At 72.3% G+C, this 15,865-nt stretch carries 17 protein-coding genes; 8 read left to right on the forward strand and 9 right to left on the reverse strand.

Going from position 1 to position 15,865, the window contains the following annotated elements; translation table 11 throughout:
* Positions 1-22: 22 nt before the first annotated feature.
* Both ACZ56U_RS06490 and ACZ56U_RS06495 read right to left on the reverse strand, forming a co-directional pair.
* Positions 23-1,483, reverse strand: coding sequence for an aldehyde dehydrogenase family protein (locus ACZ56U_RS06490; RefSeq protein ID WP_469082924.1), 1,461 nt, complete (start codon positions 1,481-1,483; stop codon positions 23-25).
* 132 nt (positions 1,484-1,615) lie between these two features.
* Entirely contained in the window at positions 1,616-2,440 is an 825-nt protein-coding gene (locus ACZ56U_RS06495) for a helix-turn-helix domain-containing protein (RefSeq protein ID WP_469083395.1), read from the reverse strand.
* 333 nt (positions 2,441-2,773) lie between these two features.
* On the opposite strand from ACZ56U_RS06495, the gene ACZ56U_RS06500 reads away from it, so the two are divergent.
* Positions 2,774-3,271, forward strand: coding sequence for an ATP-binding protein (locus ACZ56U_RS06500; RefSeq protein ID WP_469082925.1), 498 nt, complete (start codon positions 2,774-2,776; stop codon positions 3,269-3,271).
* A gap of 99 nt (positions 3,272-3,370) precedes the next feature.
* Here the strand turns inward: ACZ56U_RS06500 and ACZ56U_RS06505 are convergent, their stop codons facing one another.
* The 5 genes from ACZ56U_RS06505 to rpmG form a co-directional block, all read right to left on the reverse strand.
* Positions 3,371-3,631: a DUF397 domain-containing protein gene (locus ACZ56U_RS06505; RefSeq protein WP_391241703.1), complete on the reverse strand. Its 261-nt coding sequence runs from the start codon at positions 3,629-3,631 to the stop codon at positions 3,371-3,373.
* Between the two features lie 308 nt (positions 3,632-3,939).
* Positions 3,940-4,173 (reverse strand): 30S ribosomal protein S18, encoded by a 234-nt coding sequence (rpsR, locus tag ACZ56U_RS06510; protein ID WP_469082926.1) that lies wholly within the window; start codon positions 4,171-4,173, stop codon positions 3,940-3,942.
* A 5-nt stretch (positions 4,174-4,178) separates the two neighbouring features.
* The gene (locus ACZ56U_RS06515) at positions 4,179-5,360 is read right to left on the reverse strand and encodes a CobW family GTP-binding protein (protein ID WP_469083396.1); all 1,182 of its coding nucleotides are present in this window, start codon (positions 5,358-5,360) and stop codon (positions 4,179-4,181) included.
* Between the two features lie 11 nt (positions 5,361-5,371).
* Positions 5,372-5,620, reverse strand: a complete 249-nt coding sequence (locus ACZ56U_RS06520) for a type B 50S ribosomal protein L31 (protein WP_391241709.1) — start codon at positions 5,618-5,620, stop codon at positions 5,372-5,374.
* 5 nt (positions 5,621-5,625) lie between these two features.
* The gene (gene rpmG / locus ACZ56U_RS06525) at positions 5,626-5,790 is read right to left on the reverse strand and encodes a 50S ribosomal protein L33 (protein WP_015658813.1); all 165 of its coding nucleotides are present in this window, start codon (positions 5,788-5,790) and stop codon (positions 5,626-5,628) included.
* A 62-nt stretch (positions 5,791-5,852) separates the two neighbouring features.
* On the opposite strand from rpmG, the gene rpmB reads away from it, so the two are divergent.
* The 4 genes from rpmB to ACZ56U_RS06545 all read left to right on the forward strand — a co-directional run bounded on the left by rpmB (position 5,853) and on the right by ACZ56U_RS06545 (position 7,680).
* Entirely contained in the window at positions 5,853-6,089 is a 237-nt protein-coding gene (gene rpmB / locus ACZ56U_RS06530) for a 50S ribosomal protein L28 (protein WP_469082927.1), read from the forward strand.
* A gap of 30 nt (positions 6,090-6,119) precedes the next feature.
* A complete protein-coding gene (gene rpsN / locus ACZ56U_RS06535; protein WP_469082928.1) occupies positions 6,120-6,425 on the forward strand; it encodes a 30S ribosomal protein S14 in 306 nt (101 codons plus the stop codon).
* 45 nt (positions 6,426-6,470) lie between these two features.
* A complete protein-coding gene (locus ACZ56U_RS06540) occupies positions 6,471-7,004 on the forward strand; it encodes a hypothetical protein (RefSeq protein WP_469082929.1) in 534 nt (177 codons plus the stop codon).
* A gap of 118 nt (positions 7,005-7,122) precedes the next feature.
* Positions 7,123-7,680 (forward strand): DUF4232 domain-containing protein, encoded by a 558-nt coding sequence (locus ACZ56U_RS06545; RefSeq protein WP_469082930.1) that lies wholly within the window; start codon positions 7,123-7,125, stop codon positions 7,678-7,680.
* 103 nt (positions 7,681-7,783) lie between these two features.
* Here ACZ56U_RS06545 and ACZ56U_RS06550 read toward each other — a convergent pair whose 3' ends face one another.
* A complete protein-coding gene (locus tag ACZ56U_RS06550; protein ID WP_469082931.1) occupies positions 7,784-8,893 on the reverse strand; it encodes a DUF2786 domain-containing protein in 1,110 nt (369 codons plus the stop codon).
* A 65-nt stretch (positions 8,894-8,958) separates the two neighbouring features.
* Between ACZ56U_RS06550 and ACZ56U_RS06555 the strand changes: the two genes are divergently transcribed.
* From ACZ56U_RS06555 to ACZ56U_RS06565, 3 genes are all read left to right on the forward strand, one after another.
* Entirely contained in the window at positions 8,959-9,585 is a 627-nt protein-coding gene (locus tag ACZ56U_RS06555; protein WP_469082932.1) for a LysE family translocator, read from the forward strand.
* A 96-nt stretch (positions 9,586-9,681) separates the two neighbouring features.
* On the forward strand, positions 9,682-10,401 hold the full coding sequence (locus ACZ56U_RS06560; RefSeq protein WP_469082933.1) for a Clp protease N-terminal domain-containing protein: 720 nt from the start codon (positions 9,682-9,684) through the stop codon (positions 10,399-10,401).
* Positions 10,402-10,476: 75 nt separating this feature from the next.
* Positions 10,477-12,162 (forward strand): bifunctional 3'-5' exonuclease/DNA polymerase, encoded by a 1,686-nt coding sequence (locus ACZ56U_RS06565; protein ID WP_469082934.1) that lies wholly within the window; start codon positions 10,477-10,479, stop codon positions 12,160-12,162.
* A gap of 69 nt (positions 12,163-12,231) precedes the next feature.
* Here the strand turns inward: ACZ56U_RS06565 and ACZ56U_RS06570 are convergent, their stop codons facing one another.
* Entirely contained in the window at positions 12,232-15,393 is a 3,162-nt protein-coding gene (locus ACZ56U_RS06570; RefSeq protein ID WP_469083397.1) for an AfsR/SARP family transcriptional regulator, read from the reverse strand.
* Positions 15,394-15,865 lie beyond the last annotated feature (472 nt).

Here is a 15,865-nt window from a genome sequence, read left to right on the forward strand (position 1 = left end):
GCCGGCCTCGTGGGCGGGCGGGTCAGAACGGGAAGCCGCTGCGGCCGTGCTGCACCGAGATCCACTTCAGGGTGGTGAAGGAGTCCAGCATGGTGTCGCCGTTGAGGCGGCCGACGCCGGAGCTCTTCTCGCCGCCGAAGGGGACGATCGGCTCGTCGTGGACGGTGCCGTCGTTGACGTGGAACATGCCGGTGTCGATGCGCTTGGCGAAGTTGACGCCGCGCTCGATGTTCGCGGTGTGGACGGCACCGCTGAGGCCGTACGGGGTGTCGTTGACGATGCGGACCGCCTCCTCCTCGCCGTCGACCGGGATCAGGAAGGCGACCGGGCCGAAGACCTCCTGGCGCAGAAGGGCGGAGTCGGCCGGGAGGTCCGTGAGCACGGAGGGCGAGACGAGGTTCTCGTTCGCCTCGCCGCGCACCAGGGCCGTGGCGCCCTCGGCGACCGCCTGCTCGACGACCGCCGAAAGGGCGTCCGCCTGCGAGGAGTTGATGACCGGGCCGATGACCGTCTGCGGGTCGCTGGGGTCGCCCACCTTCAGGGACCTCACCTTGGCCACGAACTTCTCCGTGAACTCGTCCGCGATCGAACGGTCCACGACGATCCGGTTGGCGGCCATGCAGACCTGGCCCTGGTGGACGTAACGGCTGAAGACCGCGGCGTCGACGGCGTAGTCGATGTCGGCGTCGTCGAGGACCACGATCGCGCTGTTGCCGCCGAGTTCGAGGACGGAGCGCTTGAAGTGCGAGGCGGTGACCGTGGCGACGTGGCGGCCGACCTTGTCGGAGCCGGTGAAGGAGATGACCTTCGGGATCGGGTGCTCGATGAAGGCGTCACCGATCTCCGCGATGTCGGTGACGACGACGTTGAGGAGGCCCTTGGGCAGGCCCGCGTCCTCGAAGAGCTTCGCGACCAGCGTGCCGCCGGTGATCGGGGTGTTCTGGTGCGGCTTCAGCACGACGCCGTTGCCGAGCGCCAGCGCCGGGGCCACCGACTTGATCGACAGCAGGAAGGGGAAGTTGAAGGGGCTGATGACGCCCACCACGCCCACCGGCACCCGGTAGACGCGGTTCTCCTTGCCGTCGACCGGCGAGGGGATGATGCGGCCCTCGGGGCGCAGCGCGAGGTGGATCGCCTCGCGCAGGAACTCCTTGGCGAGGTGGAGTTCGAAACCGGCCTTGACCAGGGTGCCGCCGAGCTCGGCGATGATCACCTCGGTGATCTCCTGCTGGCGCTCGTCGATCAGGCGCAGGGCCTTCTCGAACACCGCGCGGCGGGCGTAGGGGTTGGTCTCGGCCCACTCCTTCTGCGCCCGCGCGGCCGCCCGGTACGCCTCGTCCACCTCGTCGACCGTGGCTATGGTGATCGACGCCAGCTTCTCCCCGTCGTACGGGTTGAAGTCGATGATGTCCCAGGAACCGGTACCCGGGCGCCACTCACCGTCGATGTACTGCTGGGCCAGGTCAGTGAAGTACGACGACATGTGATCCCCAAATCGCTAGCAGACGCACGATCAACGCCACGGTCTGATCACGCGTCATCGTACTTGTGCCACTGGCGAGTTGGGGACGCAGAGCAAGGTTCTGGGGAAAACCCTGGGAGACGTCGCGAGGCCTCAGGAGAGCTGGAGCAGGCCCCTCAGCAGGTCCCGGCTCTCACTCGGCCCCGGGCTGTCCTGCTGGAGCTCCTTGAGCGCCTTCTCGTACTGGGCGACGTCCTCCTGCTTGTCCAGATACAGCGCGCTGGTGAGCTGCTCCAGGTAGACCACGTCCGAGAGGTCGGACTCCGGGAAGCTCAGGATGGTGAAGGCGCCGGACTCGCCGGAGTGCCCGCCGAAGCCGAACGGCATGACCTGAAGCCGTACGTTGGGGCGCTCGGAGACCTCGATCAGGTGCTGGAACTGGCCGCGCATCACCTCGCGGTCCCCGTAGGGCCGGCGCAGCGCGGCCTCGTCGAGGACGATGTGGAACTCGGGACCGTTGTCGTCGGCGAGGTACCTCTGCCGTTCGAGCCGCAGCGCGACCCGCTTCTCGACGTCGGCCTCGCTGGCGCCCTTCATGCCGCGCCGGACGACCGCGCGGGCGTACGCCTCGGTCTGGAGCAGGCCGTGCACGAACTGCACCTCGTACACCCGGATCAGGGTGGCCGCGCCCTCCAGGCCGACGTAGGTCGGGAACCAGCTCGGCAGGACGTCGGAGTAACTGTGCCACCAGCCCGCGACGTTGGCCTCGCGGGCGAGGGCGAGCAGCGAGGCGCGCTCCTGCTCGTCCGTGATGCCGTACAGCGTCAGGAGGTCCTCGACGTCTCTGGTCTTGAAGCTCACCCGGCCCAACTCCATCCGGCTGATCTTCGACTCCGAGGCGCGGATCGAGTAGCCCGCGGCCTCGCGGGTGATTCCGCGCGCTTCACGCAGTCGCCTGAGTTGCGAGCCGAGCAGCATGCGCCGCACCACCGATCCGGGCTCTCCCGCGCTCACGTTCGCCAGCCTCCCCAGCCGTCTTCAGGAGCCGAAGTCTGCCACTAAAACACTTCGAGCTGTACTCGCCCGATTACAGAGATGGAAAGAAGCCAAAGATTCCACACATCACAAGGAGAGGAGAAGGCAAGAGAGGTAAGGAAGTTGGCGGAAAAAATGCCCAACAAGCGGTACGGGAACGTCCAATTCGGTCACGTGCACGTGCATCTGCACCTTGCATCTGCACTCCTCATCCGAAACCATGGTCCCGCGCAACCGCTGCATCGCAACGACCGCGAACCTCCGGGAGTGCCTCGCATGGGGACGAATGGATCGACCATGCTCGAGCCGTTACGGCAGGGCCTTCCGCCGCTGGATCCCGCGGCCGTGTCCAACGCCGCCTCCTGCGCTCTGCCCGCCCGCTACGAAGCGGTGCGCGAGGCACGGCAGTTCACCCGCAGAACGCTCGACCAGTGGACCATCGGCGACCGTTTCGACGACGTCTGCCTGGTGGTCTCCGAACTGGTCACCAACGCGCTGCGGCACGGTCTGTCGATGGGCAACGGACACGCCCCCGACCAGATCCCGCCGGTGCGGCTGCATCTGATGCGCTGGACCGAGCGGCTGGTGTGCGCGGTGCGCGATCCCAGCCACGACAGTCCCGTCGCGCGCGACTCGGACGACTGCTCGGCGGAGTCCGGGCGAGGCCTGTTCCTCGTCGACTCCTTCGCCGACGGCTGGGGCTGGCACCCGCTCGCGGGCACGCTCAACGGCAAGGTCGTCTGGGCACTGTTCCGCCTGCCGTCCGGCGAGTGAGACACCGGGGCGTTTTTCGGCGCCCCGGTTCTACGCGCGTCATCGGGCGGGAGAGGACGAACGTCTCGAGTCCGGCGCCTTCGGAGGGGATCCCGGACGTCAGCCGACGACCAGGTGGTCGAACTCGCCGTCCTTGACACCGAGGAGCATCGCCTCGATCTCGGCGCGCGTGTAGACGAGCGCCGGGCCGTCCGGGAAGCGGGAGTTGCGCATCGCCACGCCCCCGTCGGGCAGCCGCGCGAACTCCACGCAGGATCCCTGGGAGTTGCTGTGCCGGCTCTTCTGCCAGGCCACCCCGTCCAGGTCCGCGGCCGCCATCCCGTTGTACACGTCGATGCCGTTGTACACGTCGTGGTCCACAGGTCGCTCCCCGGTGCTGCGGTGGCCTTGGGGGCCATTGATGCAATGGTCAACTGGTCCGGATCATAGCTCTGTTCACGTGCAGATGCATGAGCAGATGCACGTGCACGCGCGGTGCCCCTGTGGTTACAGATGTGACGTACGGGGCGTCGGATCCGTTCCCCGGCGCTCTGGCATCCGGGCCGGACTCCCTCGCGTAAAGGAACAGACGCGTATGACGCCGGTTGTGTTCCCCGTACCCCATTGTGCGGAGGCAAAGCTCGGCCCCGGCGCGCGGGGGTGCGCGCCGGGGCCTGAAGGAGGGGGATTCAGCGGCTGCTGTACGGCAGCAGCGCCATCTCCCGGGCGTTCTTGATCGCGCGGGCCAGCTGCCGCTGCTGCTGGGCGGTGACCCGGGTGACCCGGCGGCTGCGGATCTTGCCGCGGTCGGAGATGAACCTCCGCAGCAGCTCGGTGTCCTTGTAGTCGATGTAGGTGATCTTGGCCTGGTCCAGCGGGTTGGGCCGGTTCTTCGCGGGCTTGCGTTCGGGCTTGCGGGGCATCGGGGTCAGACCTCCAGGAGGGTGTCGAAGGCGGGCGGCAACTGCTTCCACGCGTCGCGGCCCGCGGCGTACTCGGCGTCCGTCAACAGGCAGGACTCCAGGAGCCGTTCGAGGCCGTCGCGGTCGAGGGCGGGCGAGGTGAACACCAGGTGCTGGCAGCAGTCGCCGTGCTCGGGGTGCCAGTCCATCGCGGCGGCGGCGCGGCGCACCGGCGGGACCATCTCCCAGGCCGCGTCCGGCAGGGAGGCGAGCCAGGGGCCCGCGCTCTCCACGCACAGCGCGCCGCCGGCGGCGTCCCAGTGCAGCAGCACGTCCGGCCGGTCGGCCAGCCAGAACCTGCCCCGGCTGCGGGCGGCGGCGCAGGTGATGTCCTCCAGCGCCTCGTACAGCCGCTCCGGGTGGAAGGGGCGGCACCGGTGCCAGACCAGCGTGGAGACGCCGTGGGCGTCCGCCTCGGTGGGCAGCAGGGCACAGGCGGGGTGCTGGGCGGCGGCCGCGGCCTCCACGTCGAACCCGGCGAGGGCGGCCGCGGCCAACGGCGACCGCGCGGACGCCGGTGCGGCCGGCCGCGCGTCGACCGGTCCGTCCGCCGGGTCCCCGTGGCCGACCGGGACCCGCCGGGCCGTCGGGTGGAGCTGGGCGAGCAGCTCGCGGTCCTCGTCGTCGGCCGCCTCCGAGTCGACGACGGCGAGGACCGGGGCGTACTCCAGCTGGCGGGCGAAGGTGTCGGCGACCGTGCGCTGGTCGGTGGCGGCCGCGGCGAGGCCGCGCTCGGCGAGGTCGTCGCCGTTGCCGAGACAGGGCAGGACCAGCACCGGGTCGACGGCGGTGATCACGCCGGTGACGGTGAGCCCGCCGGCCGTGACGACCTCGGCCATCGCCTTGGGCTCGACCGAGTCCCACAGCTCGACGACCGCGAGCCGGGTGTGCCCGTCGCCGGCCAGCCGGAGCAGCTCCGGCACCAGGTCCTCGCGCAGCGCACAGCACGCGCAGTCGTTGACCAGGGGCGCCTCCCCCGCGGAGAGCAGGCCGGAGGCGTCCCGCACGGTCCGTACGACCGTGCCCGCCGCGGCCGTCGCCAGGTCGTGGTGGAGGGCGACACTGGCGGGCACCTCGGCGAGCAGCTGTGCGACGGTCGCCTTGCGGGCGTCGGCGTGCAGCCCGCCGACGATCACGACGGAGAGCATCGGCCCCGACATCAGCCCTTCTTTCCGTACCGGCGCTCGAAGCGCTCCACGCGTCCCGCGGTGTCCAGGACACGGGCCGTGCCGGTGTAGAAGGGGTGGCTGACGTCGGAGATCTCCACGTCGACGACCGGGTAGGTGTTGCCGTCCTCCCACTCGATCGTCTTCTCGCTCGTCATGGTCGAGCGGGTGAGGAAGGCGTAGTTCGCGGCACGGTCGCGGAAGACCACGGGGCCGTAGGCGGGGTGGATCGCCTTGCGCATGGCGGTCAGCGCTCCTCTCGGAAGTCGACGTGGCGGCCGGCGACCGGGTCGTACTTGCGCAGGGTCATACGGTCCGGGTCGTTGCGGCGGTTCTTGCGGGTCACATAGGTGAAGCCGGTCCCGGCGGTGGACCGCAGCTTGATGACCGGGCGGAGTTCGTTGCGTGCCATGCTGGTACCTTACTGAAAATGAATTCCATTTACACAACTGCTTCGAGAGAGGTGCATCACCCGTGTCCGCCCACTGCATGCTGACCGGCGCCCGGCCCGGCTTCGGCAACCGCATCTCGCACTCCCACCGGCGCACCTCGCGCCGCTTCGACCCCAACATCCAGTCCAAGCGGTACTGGCTGCCCAGCGAGGGCCGCTACGTCCGGCTGCGGCTGAGCACGAAGGGGATCAAGACCGTCGACACGATCGGCATCGAGGCCGCCGTCGCCCGCATCCGGGCGCGCGGGGTGCGGGTCTGACGGGCCCGAGGGAACGGAGGAGGAACCGGTATGGCGAAGAAGAGCAAGATCGCGAAGAACGACAAGCGGCAGGAGGTCGTCGCCCGGCACGCCGAGCGGCGCGCCGAGCTGAAGGAGATCATCCGGCGGCCGTCGTCCACCGACGCCGAACGGGCCGCCGCCCAGCGGGAGCTGAGCCGGCAGCCGCGGGACGCGAGCGCCACGCGCCTGCGCAACCGGGACCAGGTGGACGGGCGGCCGCGCGGCTACTTCCGCGCCTTCGGCCTGTCCCGGATCGGCCTGCGCGAGCAGGCGCACGCCGGATACCTGCCGGGGGTCCGCAAGTCGTCCTGGTAGCTTGCTGCGGTCGTTGCGTCGACCGCTACAGCTAGGGAGCCCCCAGTGACTTCGGCGATCTTCTCGCGCACCACGTCACGCCGGCGGATGCGGCTCGCGGCGGCGGCCGTGTCCCTGGCGGGCGCGCTCACGCTGACCGCGTGCGGCGGGGGCGGCGACTCCGAGGACTCCGCGTCGCCCAGCGGCGGCGCCTCGTCGACGGCGACCGCGGACACGGGCGGCGGGACCGGTGGCTCGGGGTCCGCCTCCGGGTCCGCCGCCTCCGCCGAGCTCGCGGGCAGCTGGCTGGCCACCGCCGAGGGCAAGGCCGTGGTGCTGATGGTCAACGGCACCGAGGCGGGCCTCTTCGCGACCGGCGGCACCGTGTGCAGCGGGACCGCCGGTGAGGAGGACGGCATGCGGATGATCCACCTCACGTGCACGGACGGCAGCAAGGAACGCCGCACCGGCATGGTCGACTCCGTCAGCAAGACCCGCCTCGAGGTGACGTGGGAGGGCGGTCTCGGCGCGGAGGCGTACACCAAGGCGGAGGGCGGCAAGTTGCCCTCGGGCCTGCCGACGGCGAGCCTGGGGTCGTAGGCCTCGACGGGCGCCCGGCACGCGGCGGGCGGGGTGGGGCGGGCGACCGCGGTCGGACCTCATGCGTGATGATCCATGCACGCGTTCACGCAGCACCCCGAGCACTCAAGGACACCACATGCGCGCACTCCCCCTCGCCGCCGGCGCCCTCGCTGCCGCCCTCCTGCTGACCGCCTGCTCGGACGGCGGAGACGGCGGCGGTACCGGCGGCGGTACCGGCTCCGGCTCCGGCTCCGGCGGCAAGAACGCCGGCTCCGCCTGCGCGATCGGCGAGATGGGGGTGCGGGTCGGACCCGCCAACCCCGCCCCGGCCGCCGGGGACTCCGGCAACGTGCCGGTCACCCTCACCAACAAGAGCGGCACGACATGCACGCTGGACGGTCTGCCGGGCGTCGATCTCCACGCGGGCGGCACCTCCGCCACCGTGCTCGCCGACTCGGCGGCCCTCTCGGAGAAGATGACCCTCGCCAAGGGCGCCGAGACGTCCTTCACGCTCACCTACCTCCGCGGCGAGGACGGCGGCGCCAAGAGCCTCGCCGTGGACACCGCGAAGTTCTCGCTGCCCGGGTCGAGCAAGACGTACGACTTCACGTGGTCCTACGGCGAGGTGGCGCTGAAGGGCGACGGGCGGACCCCGGACGCCTCGGTGACCGGCTTCCAGCGGACCGGCGACTGACGGCGACGACGACGGACGGCGCCGACGGCTGACAGCGACCGACGGACGGCGACCGACGGACGGCCTGCGGGGATCCGGCGACGCGCGGGCGACCCGGCCGCCCCTAGTCCAGTGGCCTGCGTGACTTCACCTGGGCACGGTCCGCCGCCTCGGCGCCCTCGACCCAGCCCGCCTCGTCGCTGACGCCGCGCAGACGGGTCGTGGTGGTCCGCAGGAACATGCGGTCGAGGCGGTCGGTGACCGCGACCTCGCGGGTGGCGAGGACCGGGAGCAGGTCGGCGCCGACCTGGGTCTCGGCGGCGGCGCGCAGCCGGGTGCCGACGCGGTGGGCGTAGGCGGCGAGGAAGGACTGCCGGAAGGTCTTGGTCCGCTTGCGGCCGCCGGCCCGCTGCGCCGCCTCCGCCTTGGTCATCGCGGTCGTGGCCTGGACGAGGAGCGAGGTGTAGAGCAGCTCCACGACCTCCAGGTCCGCCTCGAAGCCGACGACCGTGGAGAAGGCGAACGGCTCGTTCCACACCGCCCGGCAGTGGTTCGCGGTCGCCACCGCGTCCAGCAGCACCGCCTTGGCCTGCTCGTACGGCGGCTCGACGCCGATCCGGCAGGCTCCGGGCGTGTCGTGGGTGGGCGCCTGCGCGTCCAGCAGCGCCTCGTCGACGCTGTGCCGGGCCATCAGCTCCTGCGCCTTGGCGCTGAGCGCCTCCGCCTCCTGGGGGTATCCGGTCGCCTCCGCCTTGGCGAGCAGCGCGCGGATACGGGTGAGCATGCGCGACTCAGGGGCCGCCTTCCGGCCGGCCGGCTCGTCCAGCGGCTCCAGCGCGGGGAGGCGGAGCAGCAGGCGGTACAGCTCCAGGACCGCGGCGGCCCGGGAGAAACGGTCCGCCCGCACAGGCTCGGCGGTCAGCTCCGCCAGCTGCGCCCGCCAACGGGGACCACGCGCGCGGTCGTCGGCCGCCTGCGCGCGGATCAGCGCCTCGGCCAGGCGCAGGTGTACGTCGTCCAGTTCCCGCCGCACGATCCGTACGACGTCGGCGGGCTGCCAGCCGCGGCGCCAGGCCTGCGCGACGAACTCCCGGCCCCGCCGGTCCAGTTCTGCGTCCGCCGTCCGGTCGGCGGCGAGCAGGGAGGCCGCCGTGTCGAGGGCGGCGTCGGAGTCCGCGTAGAGGGCGGCCTCGAAGGCGCGGTCGACGGTGCTGGGGGTACTGCTGCTGGTCACGGGGCGATCGTCTCACTCCCCGAAAATCCCTCGCCGCTCCCCCGGGTCCGTTCGAGCATGGCCGCATGGTGGACATGTCTCTCTACGCGGCCTTCCTCGTGGCCGCTTTCGCGCTCTGTGTGACTCCCGGCCCCGACATGATGTTCATCGTGGCGATGGGCGGCCGGGGCGGACCCACGGCCGGCGTGATGGCGGCGTTCGGGGTGGCCTGCGCGATGTTCGTGCACACGGCCGCCGCGGCGCTCGGCCTGTCGGCGCTGTTCCTGGCCCTGCCGACGCTCTACCACGTGCTGCGCTGGGCGGGGGCGGCCTATCTGCTCTACCTCGCGGTGAAGGCGTTCCGGGACCGCTCGCCGATGGGCGAGGGGACGGCGGCCGGCCCGGGCATGCGGCGGGCGTTCTGGCAGGGCGCCGTCACCAACCTCCTCAACCCCAAGGTGATCCTCTTCAACGTGGCCTTCCTGCCGCAGTTCGTGGCGCCGGACAGGGGTCACGTCTGGGAGCAGTTCCTGGTCCTCGGGCTGTCGATCACGGTCATGGGGTTCCTGGTGGACGGCTCGATCGGGCTGCTCTCCGGGAAGCTGTCCGCCCTGCTGCGCCGCAGCCGGCGGGTGGCGCGCGGACTGAACGTCTTCAGCGGGACGGTGTTCACGGGGCTGGCGGTGCGGCTGGTGGCCTCCTCGCCGAAGTAGGGGCGGAAGCAGGGGCGGGGTGAGCACGCGCGCGTGGACCGCACTCACTGTCAACCATCGGTTGACACCACGCCACTGTCAACCTAAGGTTGACACATGTCGACGAACCCCAACATCACGTCATCCGTACGTCTCGACGACCTCATCGCGGCCATCAAGAAGGTCCACCACGAGCCGCTCGACCAGCTCCAGGACGCCGTGATCGCCGCCGACCACCTCGGTGACGTGGCCGACCACCTGATCGGCCACTTCGTGGACCAGGCCCGGCGCTCGGGGGCCTCCTGGACCGACATCGGCAAGAGCATGGGCGTCACCCGGCAGGCCGCGCAGAAGCGGTTCGTGCCCAAGGAGGGCGCCGACCCCGGGGCCGCCCAGGACTTCAGCCGCTTCACTCCGCGGGCCCGCAACACGGTGATGGCCGCGCACAACGAGGCCGTCGCCGCCCGCAACGCCGAGGGCCGCCCCGAGCACCTCCTCCTCGGCCTGCTCGCCGAACCGCAGGGCCTGGCCGCCCAGGCGATCACCGCACAGGGCGTACTCCTGGACGCCGTACGCCAGGCGGCCACCGCCACGCTGCCGCCGGCCGTCGAGGAGGCCCCCGAGCTCGTGCCCTACGGCTCCGACGCCAAGAAGATCCTCGAACTCACCTTCCGCGAGGCCCTCCGCCTCGGCCACAACTACGTCGGCACCGAGCACATCCTGCTGGCCCTCCTGGAGTTCGAGCACGGCACGGGCGTGCTGTCGGACCTCGGGATCACCAAGGACGCGACGGAGGCGAACATCACCGAGGCCTTGCGGGACCTCCACGAGCAGTAGGCGGGCGGAGGGTCCCACCGGCCCCCGCGGCGCCGCGTCGGGGGCGTTGTCAGACCCTCCTGCGACACTCGCGACATGACCGACCGCTGGGCTCTCGCTCCGGCCGAGGACGGTGGCGTGGAGATCGCCGCCCTCGGCCCGGACGGGCTGCCCGCGGGACCGGTGCGGCGGGAGAGGGACCTCGCGGCGGCCGTGCGGGAGCGGCCGGAGGTGACGCGATGGGTATGGCGGTCCACGGCCGAGGTCTATCCGCGCCTGCTGGCCGCGGGGGTGCGAGTGGAGCGGTGCTACGACATCGAGGACGCCGAGACCCTGCTGCTCGGCCACGCGGGGCGGTACGGCGAGCCACGGTCGGCCGCCGCCGCCCTGGCCCGGCTGCGCGGCGGCCCCGTACCACCGGATCCGCCCCAGCGCTCGGCCCGACCGGGCTCGCAGTCCTCCCTCTTCGAGCCGCAGGCCGTCCGGCTGCCGCTGACCGACCTCCTGGAGGTCTACGCCGACCAGCAGCGCCGCCAGGACGCCACCGCGCACCCGGACCGGATGCGGCTGCTGATCACCGCCGAGTCGGCCGGGATGCTGGTGGCCGCCGAGATGAACCGCGCGGGACTGCCGTGGAGCGCCGACGTCCACCGCCAGGTGCTGCACGACATGCTCGGCGAGCGCTACGCCGGCGGCGGTGAGCCCCGCCGCCTCGCCGAACTCGCCGACGAGGTGTCCGCCGCGTTCGGACGCCGGGTCCGGCCCGACCTGCCCGCCGATGTCGTCAAGGCGTTCGCGCAGGCCGGCGTCAAGGTCGGCTCGACCCGCCGCTGGGAACTCCAGAACGTGGACCACCCGGCCGTGCAGCCCCTGATCGAGTACAAGAAGCTGTACCGGATCTGGGTCGCCCACGGCTGGTCCTGGCTCCAGGACTGGGTGCGAGAGGGCCGGTTCCGGCCGGAGTTCCTGTGCCACGGGACGGTCACCGGACGCTGGGTCACCAACGGCGGGGGCGCGTTGCAGATCCCGAAGGTGATCCGGCGGGCCGTCGTCGCGGACCCCGGCTGGCGGCTCGTGGTCGCCGACGCCGACCAGATGGAGCCGCGCGTGCTCGCCGCGATCTCCCGCGACCCCGGTCTGATGGAGGTGGCCGGCCGGGAGAGCGACCTGTACCAGTCCGTCTCCGACCGCGCCTTCTCCGGCGACCGCGACCAGGCCAAACTCGCCGTCCTCGGCGCCGTGTACGGCCAGACCTCCGGGGACGGCCTCAAGAACCTCGCCGCGCTCAGACGCCGCTTCCCCAAGGCGGTGGCGTACGTCGACGAGGCCGCCCGCGCGGGCGAGGAGGGGCGGCTCGTACGGACCTGGCTCGGGCGGACCTGCCCGCCGGCGGTGGGCGCGGGCGACGCCGAGGAGGCCGGCATCCCGCAGGAGGACACGCCCGGAACACCCGCCGACGACGGCTGGGTACCGGGCTACGCCTCCCGCGACGCCCGCGCCCGGGGCCGCTTCGCCCGCAACTTCGTCGTCCAGGGCAGCGCCGCCGACTGGACCCTGCTGCTGCTCGCCGCGCTGCGCCAGAGCTGTGCGGACATGGCCGCCGAACTGGTCTTCTTCCAGCACGACGAGGTGATCGTGCACTGCCCCGAGGAGGAGGCGGAACGGGTCGTCACGGCGATCCGGGAGGCGGCACAGCTGGCCGGGCGGCTGACGTTCGGGGAGACACGGGTGCGGTTCCCGTTCACGTCGTCGGTGGTGGAGTGCTATGCGGACGCCAAGTGACCGGGGGCGGGACGGGCCGGGTCGCTCGGCCGGTGCCGTAGAGGTGCTCGGCGGCCGCGACCGGGATGCTCAGTCGTCGAGCAGGGTCCGCAGTTCGGCCACGATCTCCTTGCGGTCCGTGTCGTGCAGCGCCGCCAGGGCGGATCGCCACTGGACGTGGGCCTCCTCGGTCCGCCCCAACTGCTGGAGCAGCAGTCCGTACTGGTGACGGGCGAGGCCCCCCGTGTAGCCGTCGGCGCGGGCGTCCGCGCGGCTCAGCAGCTCGGTGCACTCGCTCTCGGCCCGTTCCGTGCGCCCGAGCAGCCGCAGCGCCCGCACCAGCCCGAGCCGGTACTGCGACTCGCCGTGCCAGTCACCGTGGCCGCCGAGGATGCGCCGGCTCTCCTCGAAGTGCGGCAGGGCGGCCTCCGGTTCACCGAGGGTGAGATGGGCGTAGCCGATGTTGCAGTGCGCGGAGTGCTGCACGATGACGTTGCCGATCTCGACGCCGATGGCGAGCGAGCGCCGGTGCTGTTCGATGGCGGCCCGCGGGTCGGTGTGCTCGTACAGATTGCCCAGGTGGCCGTAGGTGACGGCCTCGCCCCAGGGGTCGTCCAGTTGCCGCGACAGCTCCAGGCACTGCCGCAGCGCCTGTGCGGACTCCTCGTACCGGCCGAGGCTCTCCAGCAGCAGACCCCGGTTGCCGAGGGCGCGCCGGACCCGGGAGACCATGCCGAGTCGCCGCCAGAGCACCAGGGAGTCGTCGATGAGGTCGAGGGCCTCACCGGGGCGGCCTATGAGGAAGTGCAGGCCGGCGAGGTCGAGCAGGGCGTACGCCTCGGCGGCCTCGTCCTCGAACCGTCGTGCCAGCCGGAGCGCGGCCCGCCCGAGCACCTCCATCTCGGAGACCCGGCCGCCGCGTTGGAGGTAGGGGAAGAACAGCCGCAGCAGGGTGGAGACATGGGCGGCCGTACGGTCGTCGGGGGCGTCCGCGTACCGCTCGACCAGGGCGATGACGTTCTCCAGCTCCGAGGTCCCCCAGGCGAAGGCCTCCTCGGCGGAGGCGAAGGCCGGTACGGACAGCACGTGCGCCGCGTGCTCGGGCGGCTGCGCGGCGGTCGGGCGGCGGCGCTCGTCCTGGTCGAGACCGGGCTCCACGATCGCGGTGAGGGCGCGTTCGGCGACACCGGCGTACCAGCGCACGGCGGTGCGGGCGATGTCGGGCGCCCCGGCCGGTGTGACCAGTTCGCGGGCGAAGTCGCGCACCAGGTCGTGCGGGGTGTAGCGGCCGTACGCCGTCTCGTCCAGGAGCGCCACGTCGACGAGGCGGTCGAGCGCGGCCTCGGCACGGCTCGTCTCGGCGCCCAGGAGCCGGGCGATGAGGGGGGCACCGTAGGTGGGCAGGTCGAGGGCACCCAGCCGGCGCAGCGCGAGGGCGGCGTCGCGGTCGGTGCGGCGGCCGGAGGCGGCGAGCGCGTCATGGGCGACGGCCAGGGAGCGGCGCACGGACAGGTCGTCGTACTCCAGATGCCGCAACCTGCCCTCCGTGGCGGCCAGTTGGTCGGCCAGCACATCGGGGGTGAGGGCCCGGCGCGCGGCCAGACGAGCGGCGACGATACGCAGGGCGAGCGGCAGACGGCCGGTGAGTTCGACCAGCGGGTGGGTGGCGTCGATCCGGTTCGCGTCCGCCGCCTCTCCGGCCTCGCGACCGGACACCGCCCGCAGCAGCGCCGCGCTGTCCTCCGCCGAGAGCGGGGCGAGCGCGAAACGGCGGGCCCCGTCGAGGGTGGTCAGCGGGGAGCGGCTGGTGACGATCACCGCGCAGCCGGTCCCGGCCGGCAGCAGCGGCCGTACCTGCGCGGCGGTACCGGCGTCGTCCAGCACCATCAGAGTGCGCGTCGGCGCGAGCAGTGAGCGCAGCAACGCCGTCGCCGCGTCCGGGTGTTCGGGGATGGACCGCGGGTCGGCGCCCAGGTCGCGCAGGAGCGCGGCGAGCGCCTGGGACGGGGTGAGGGGGGTCATGCCCGGGGTGGCGCCGTGCAGGTTGACGTACAACTGGCCGTCGGGGAAGCGGTCCCGCAGCCCATGGGCCACATGGAGGGCGAGGGCGCTCTTGCCGACCCCGGCCATGCCGCTGATGACGGCGACGGCGGGCGTGTCGCCCGTCAGGGTCCGGCGTACGTCGTCGAGGACGGTCGCGCGGCCGGTGAAGTGGGGCGGGGGCGGCGGGAGTTGCGCGGGTCGGGGCAGGGGGGTGGGTTCGGCTCGGGTCTCGGTGGCGGCGCCTTCGGGGTCGGCGGCGTGCGCGGGCTCGGCCTCGGCCTCGGTCCCGACAGGCGCATCCGTGAGGTCACCGGCGGGCGCGGTCTGGTTTCCGGCGGCCGTGTCCATGGCGACTGCGGGACCGGTGGGTGCACCTGCGGGTGCGGTGGGTGCACCTGCCGTCCCGGTGTGCGTCCCCGTGGGTCCGGTGGGTGCCCCGGCGGGTCCGGTGGGTGCCCCCGCGGCTTCCCGCAGGACCTCGACGTGGGCCTCCCGCACCCCGGCCCCCGGCTCCACCCCGAGTTCCTCGACGAGCCGGGTGCGCAGATCGCGGTGGACGGCCAGCGCCTCCGCCTGGCGTCCCGTGCGGTGCAGGGCGAGCATCAGCTGGCGGTGGAAGGCCTCGCGCAGCGGATGCTCGGCGGTCAGGGACGTCAGCTCCGGGACGAGACCGTCGAGCCGGTCGCCGACGGCGAGCTCGGCGTCGTAGTGAAGTTCCAGAAGCAGCAGCCGCGCCTCCCGCAGCCGTTGCGCGAAGGCGTATCCACCGAGTTCGGCGGGCAGTCCGCTCAGCGGCGAGCCGCGCCACAGCGCGAGGGCGTCGTCGCACGCGCGCACCGTCCCGGCCCAGTCCCCGGCCGCGTGCGCGGCGCGCGCCTCGGCGACATGGGCGTCGAAGACATGGACGTCCAGCTCACCCCGCTCGACACGCAGCACATAACCGGGCGGTACGGCCCGCAGCCGCTCGGGGTCGTCGAGGAGCCGCCGCAGCCGGGTGACGTGGTTGTGCAGCGAGGCCTGCGCGGAGGCGGGCGGCTCCCCGCCCCACAGCGCGTCCTTGAGCGACTCGACCGAGACGGTACGGCCGGACTCCAGCAGCAGTGCCGCCAGCAGGGTGCGCGCCTTGGGGCTGCCCACCACCTGGGGCGTGCCGGCGTCGTAGAGGACGGGCGGCCCCAGCAGTCCGAACCGCAGCTCGTACCGCTCCACGCCGAACCACTGCCTTCCCACGCGCCGAACCCGGAGGCGCAGTCGCACACCGTCGCCTCCGGCGGGCCGAGGCCCACCCCTTCCGGCGGACCGAAGCCCGCCGCCTCTGGCTGGATCCCGCTCCGCGCCCGGTGGTTTCCCGCCGTCTGCGCCGACCGGCGATCCGGCCGGAACCCGCTGTCGCAGCGGCCGTCCGATGCCCCCGACCGGCGCTTTCACGCCAGTCGGGTGACGATGCCGGTGAGGACGCCGGCATGACCGGTGGCCACATGTTCCCCATGTTAGCGATCTGTTGGTGACACCTGATGTGATCAGTCCATCGGATCTGGCCCGTCGGTGCGCGCGTACGACGCGATACTCGGGGGAGTGTTGCCGCCGCGGCCGGATCCGGGGACGCGAGAGAGTCCCGGTCGGCGGAGGTGAACGACCGGGACTCTCGTCCTGCTTCCCTGGCCAGACGACCGGCGTGCTC

This window comes from Streptomyces sp. NPDC034103 (assembly GCF_055575395.1).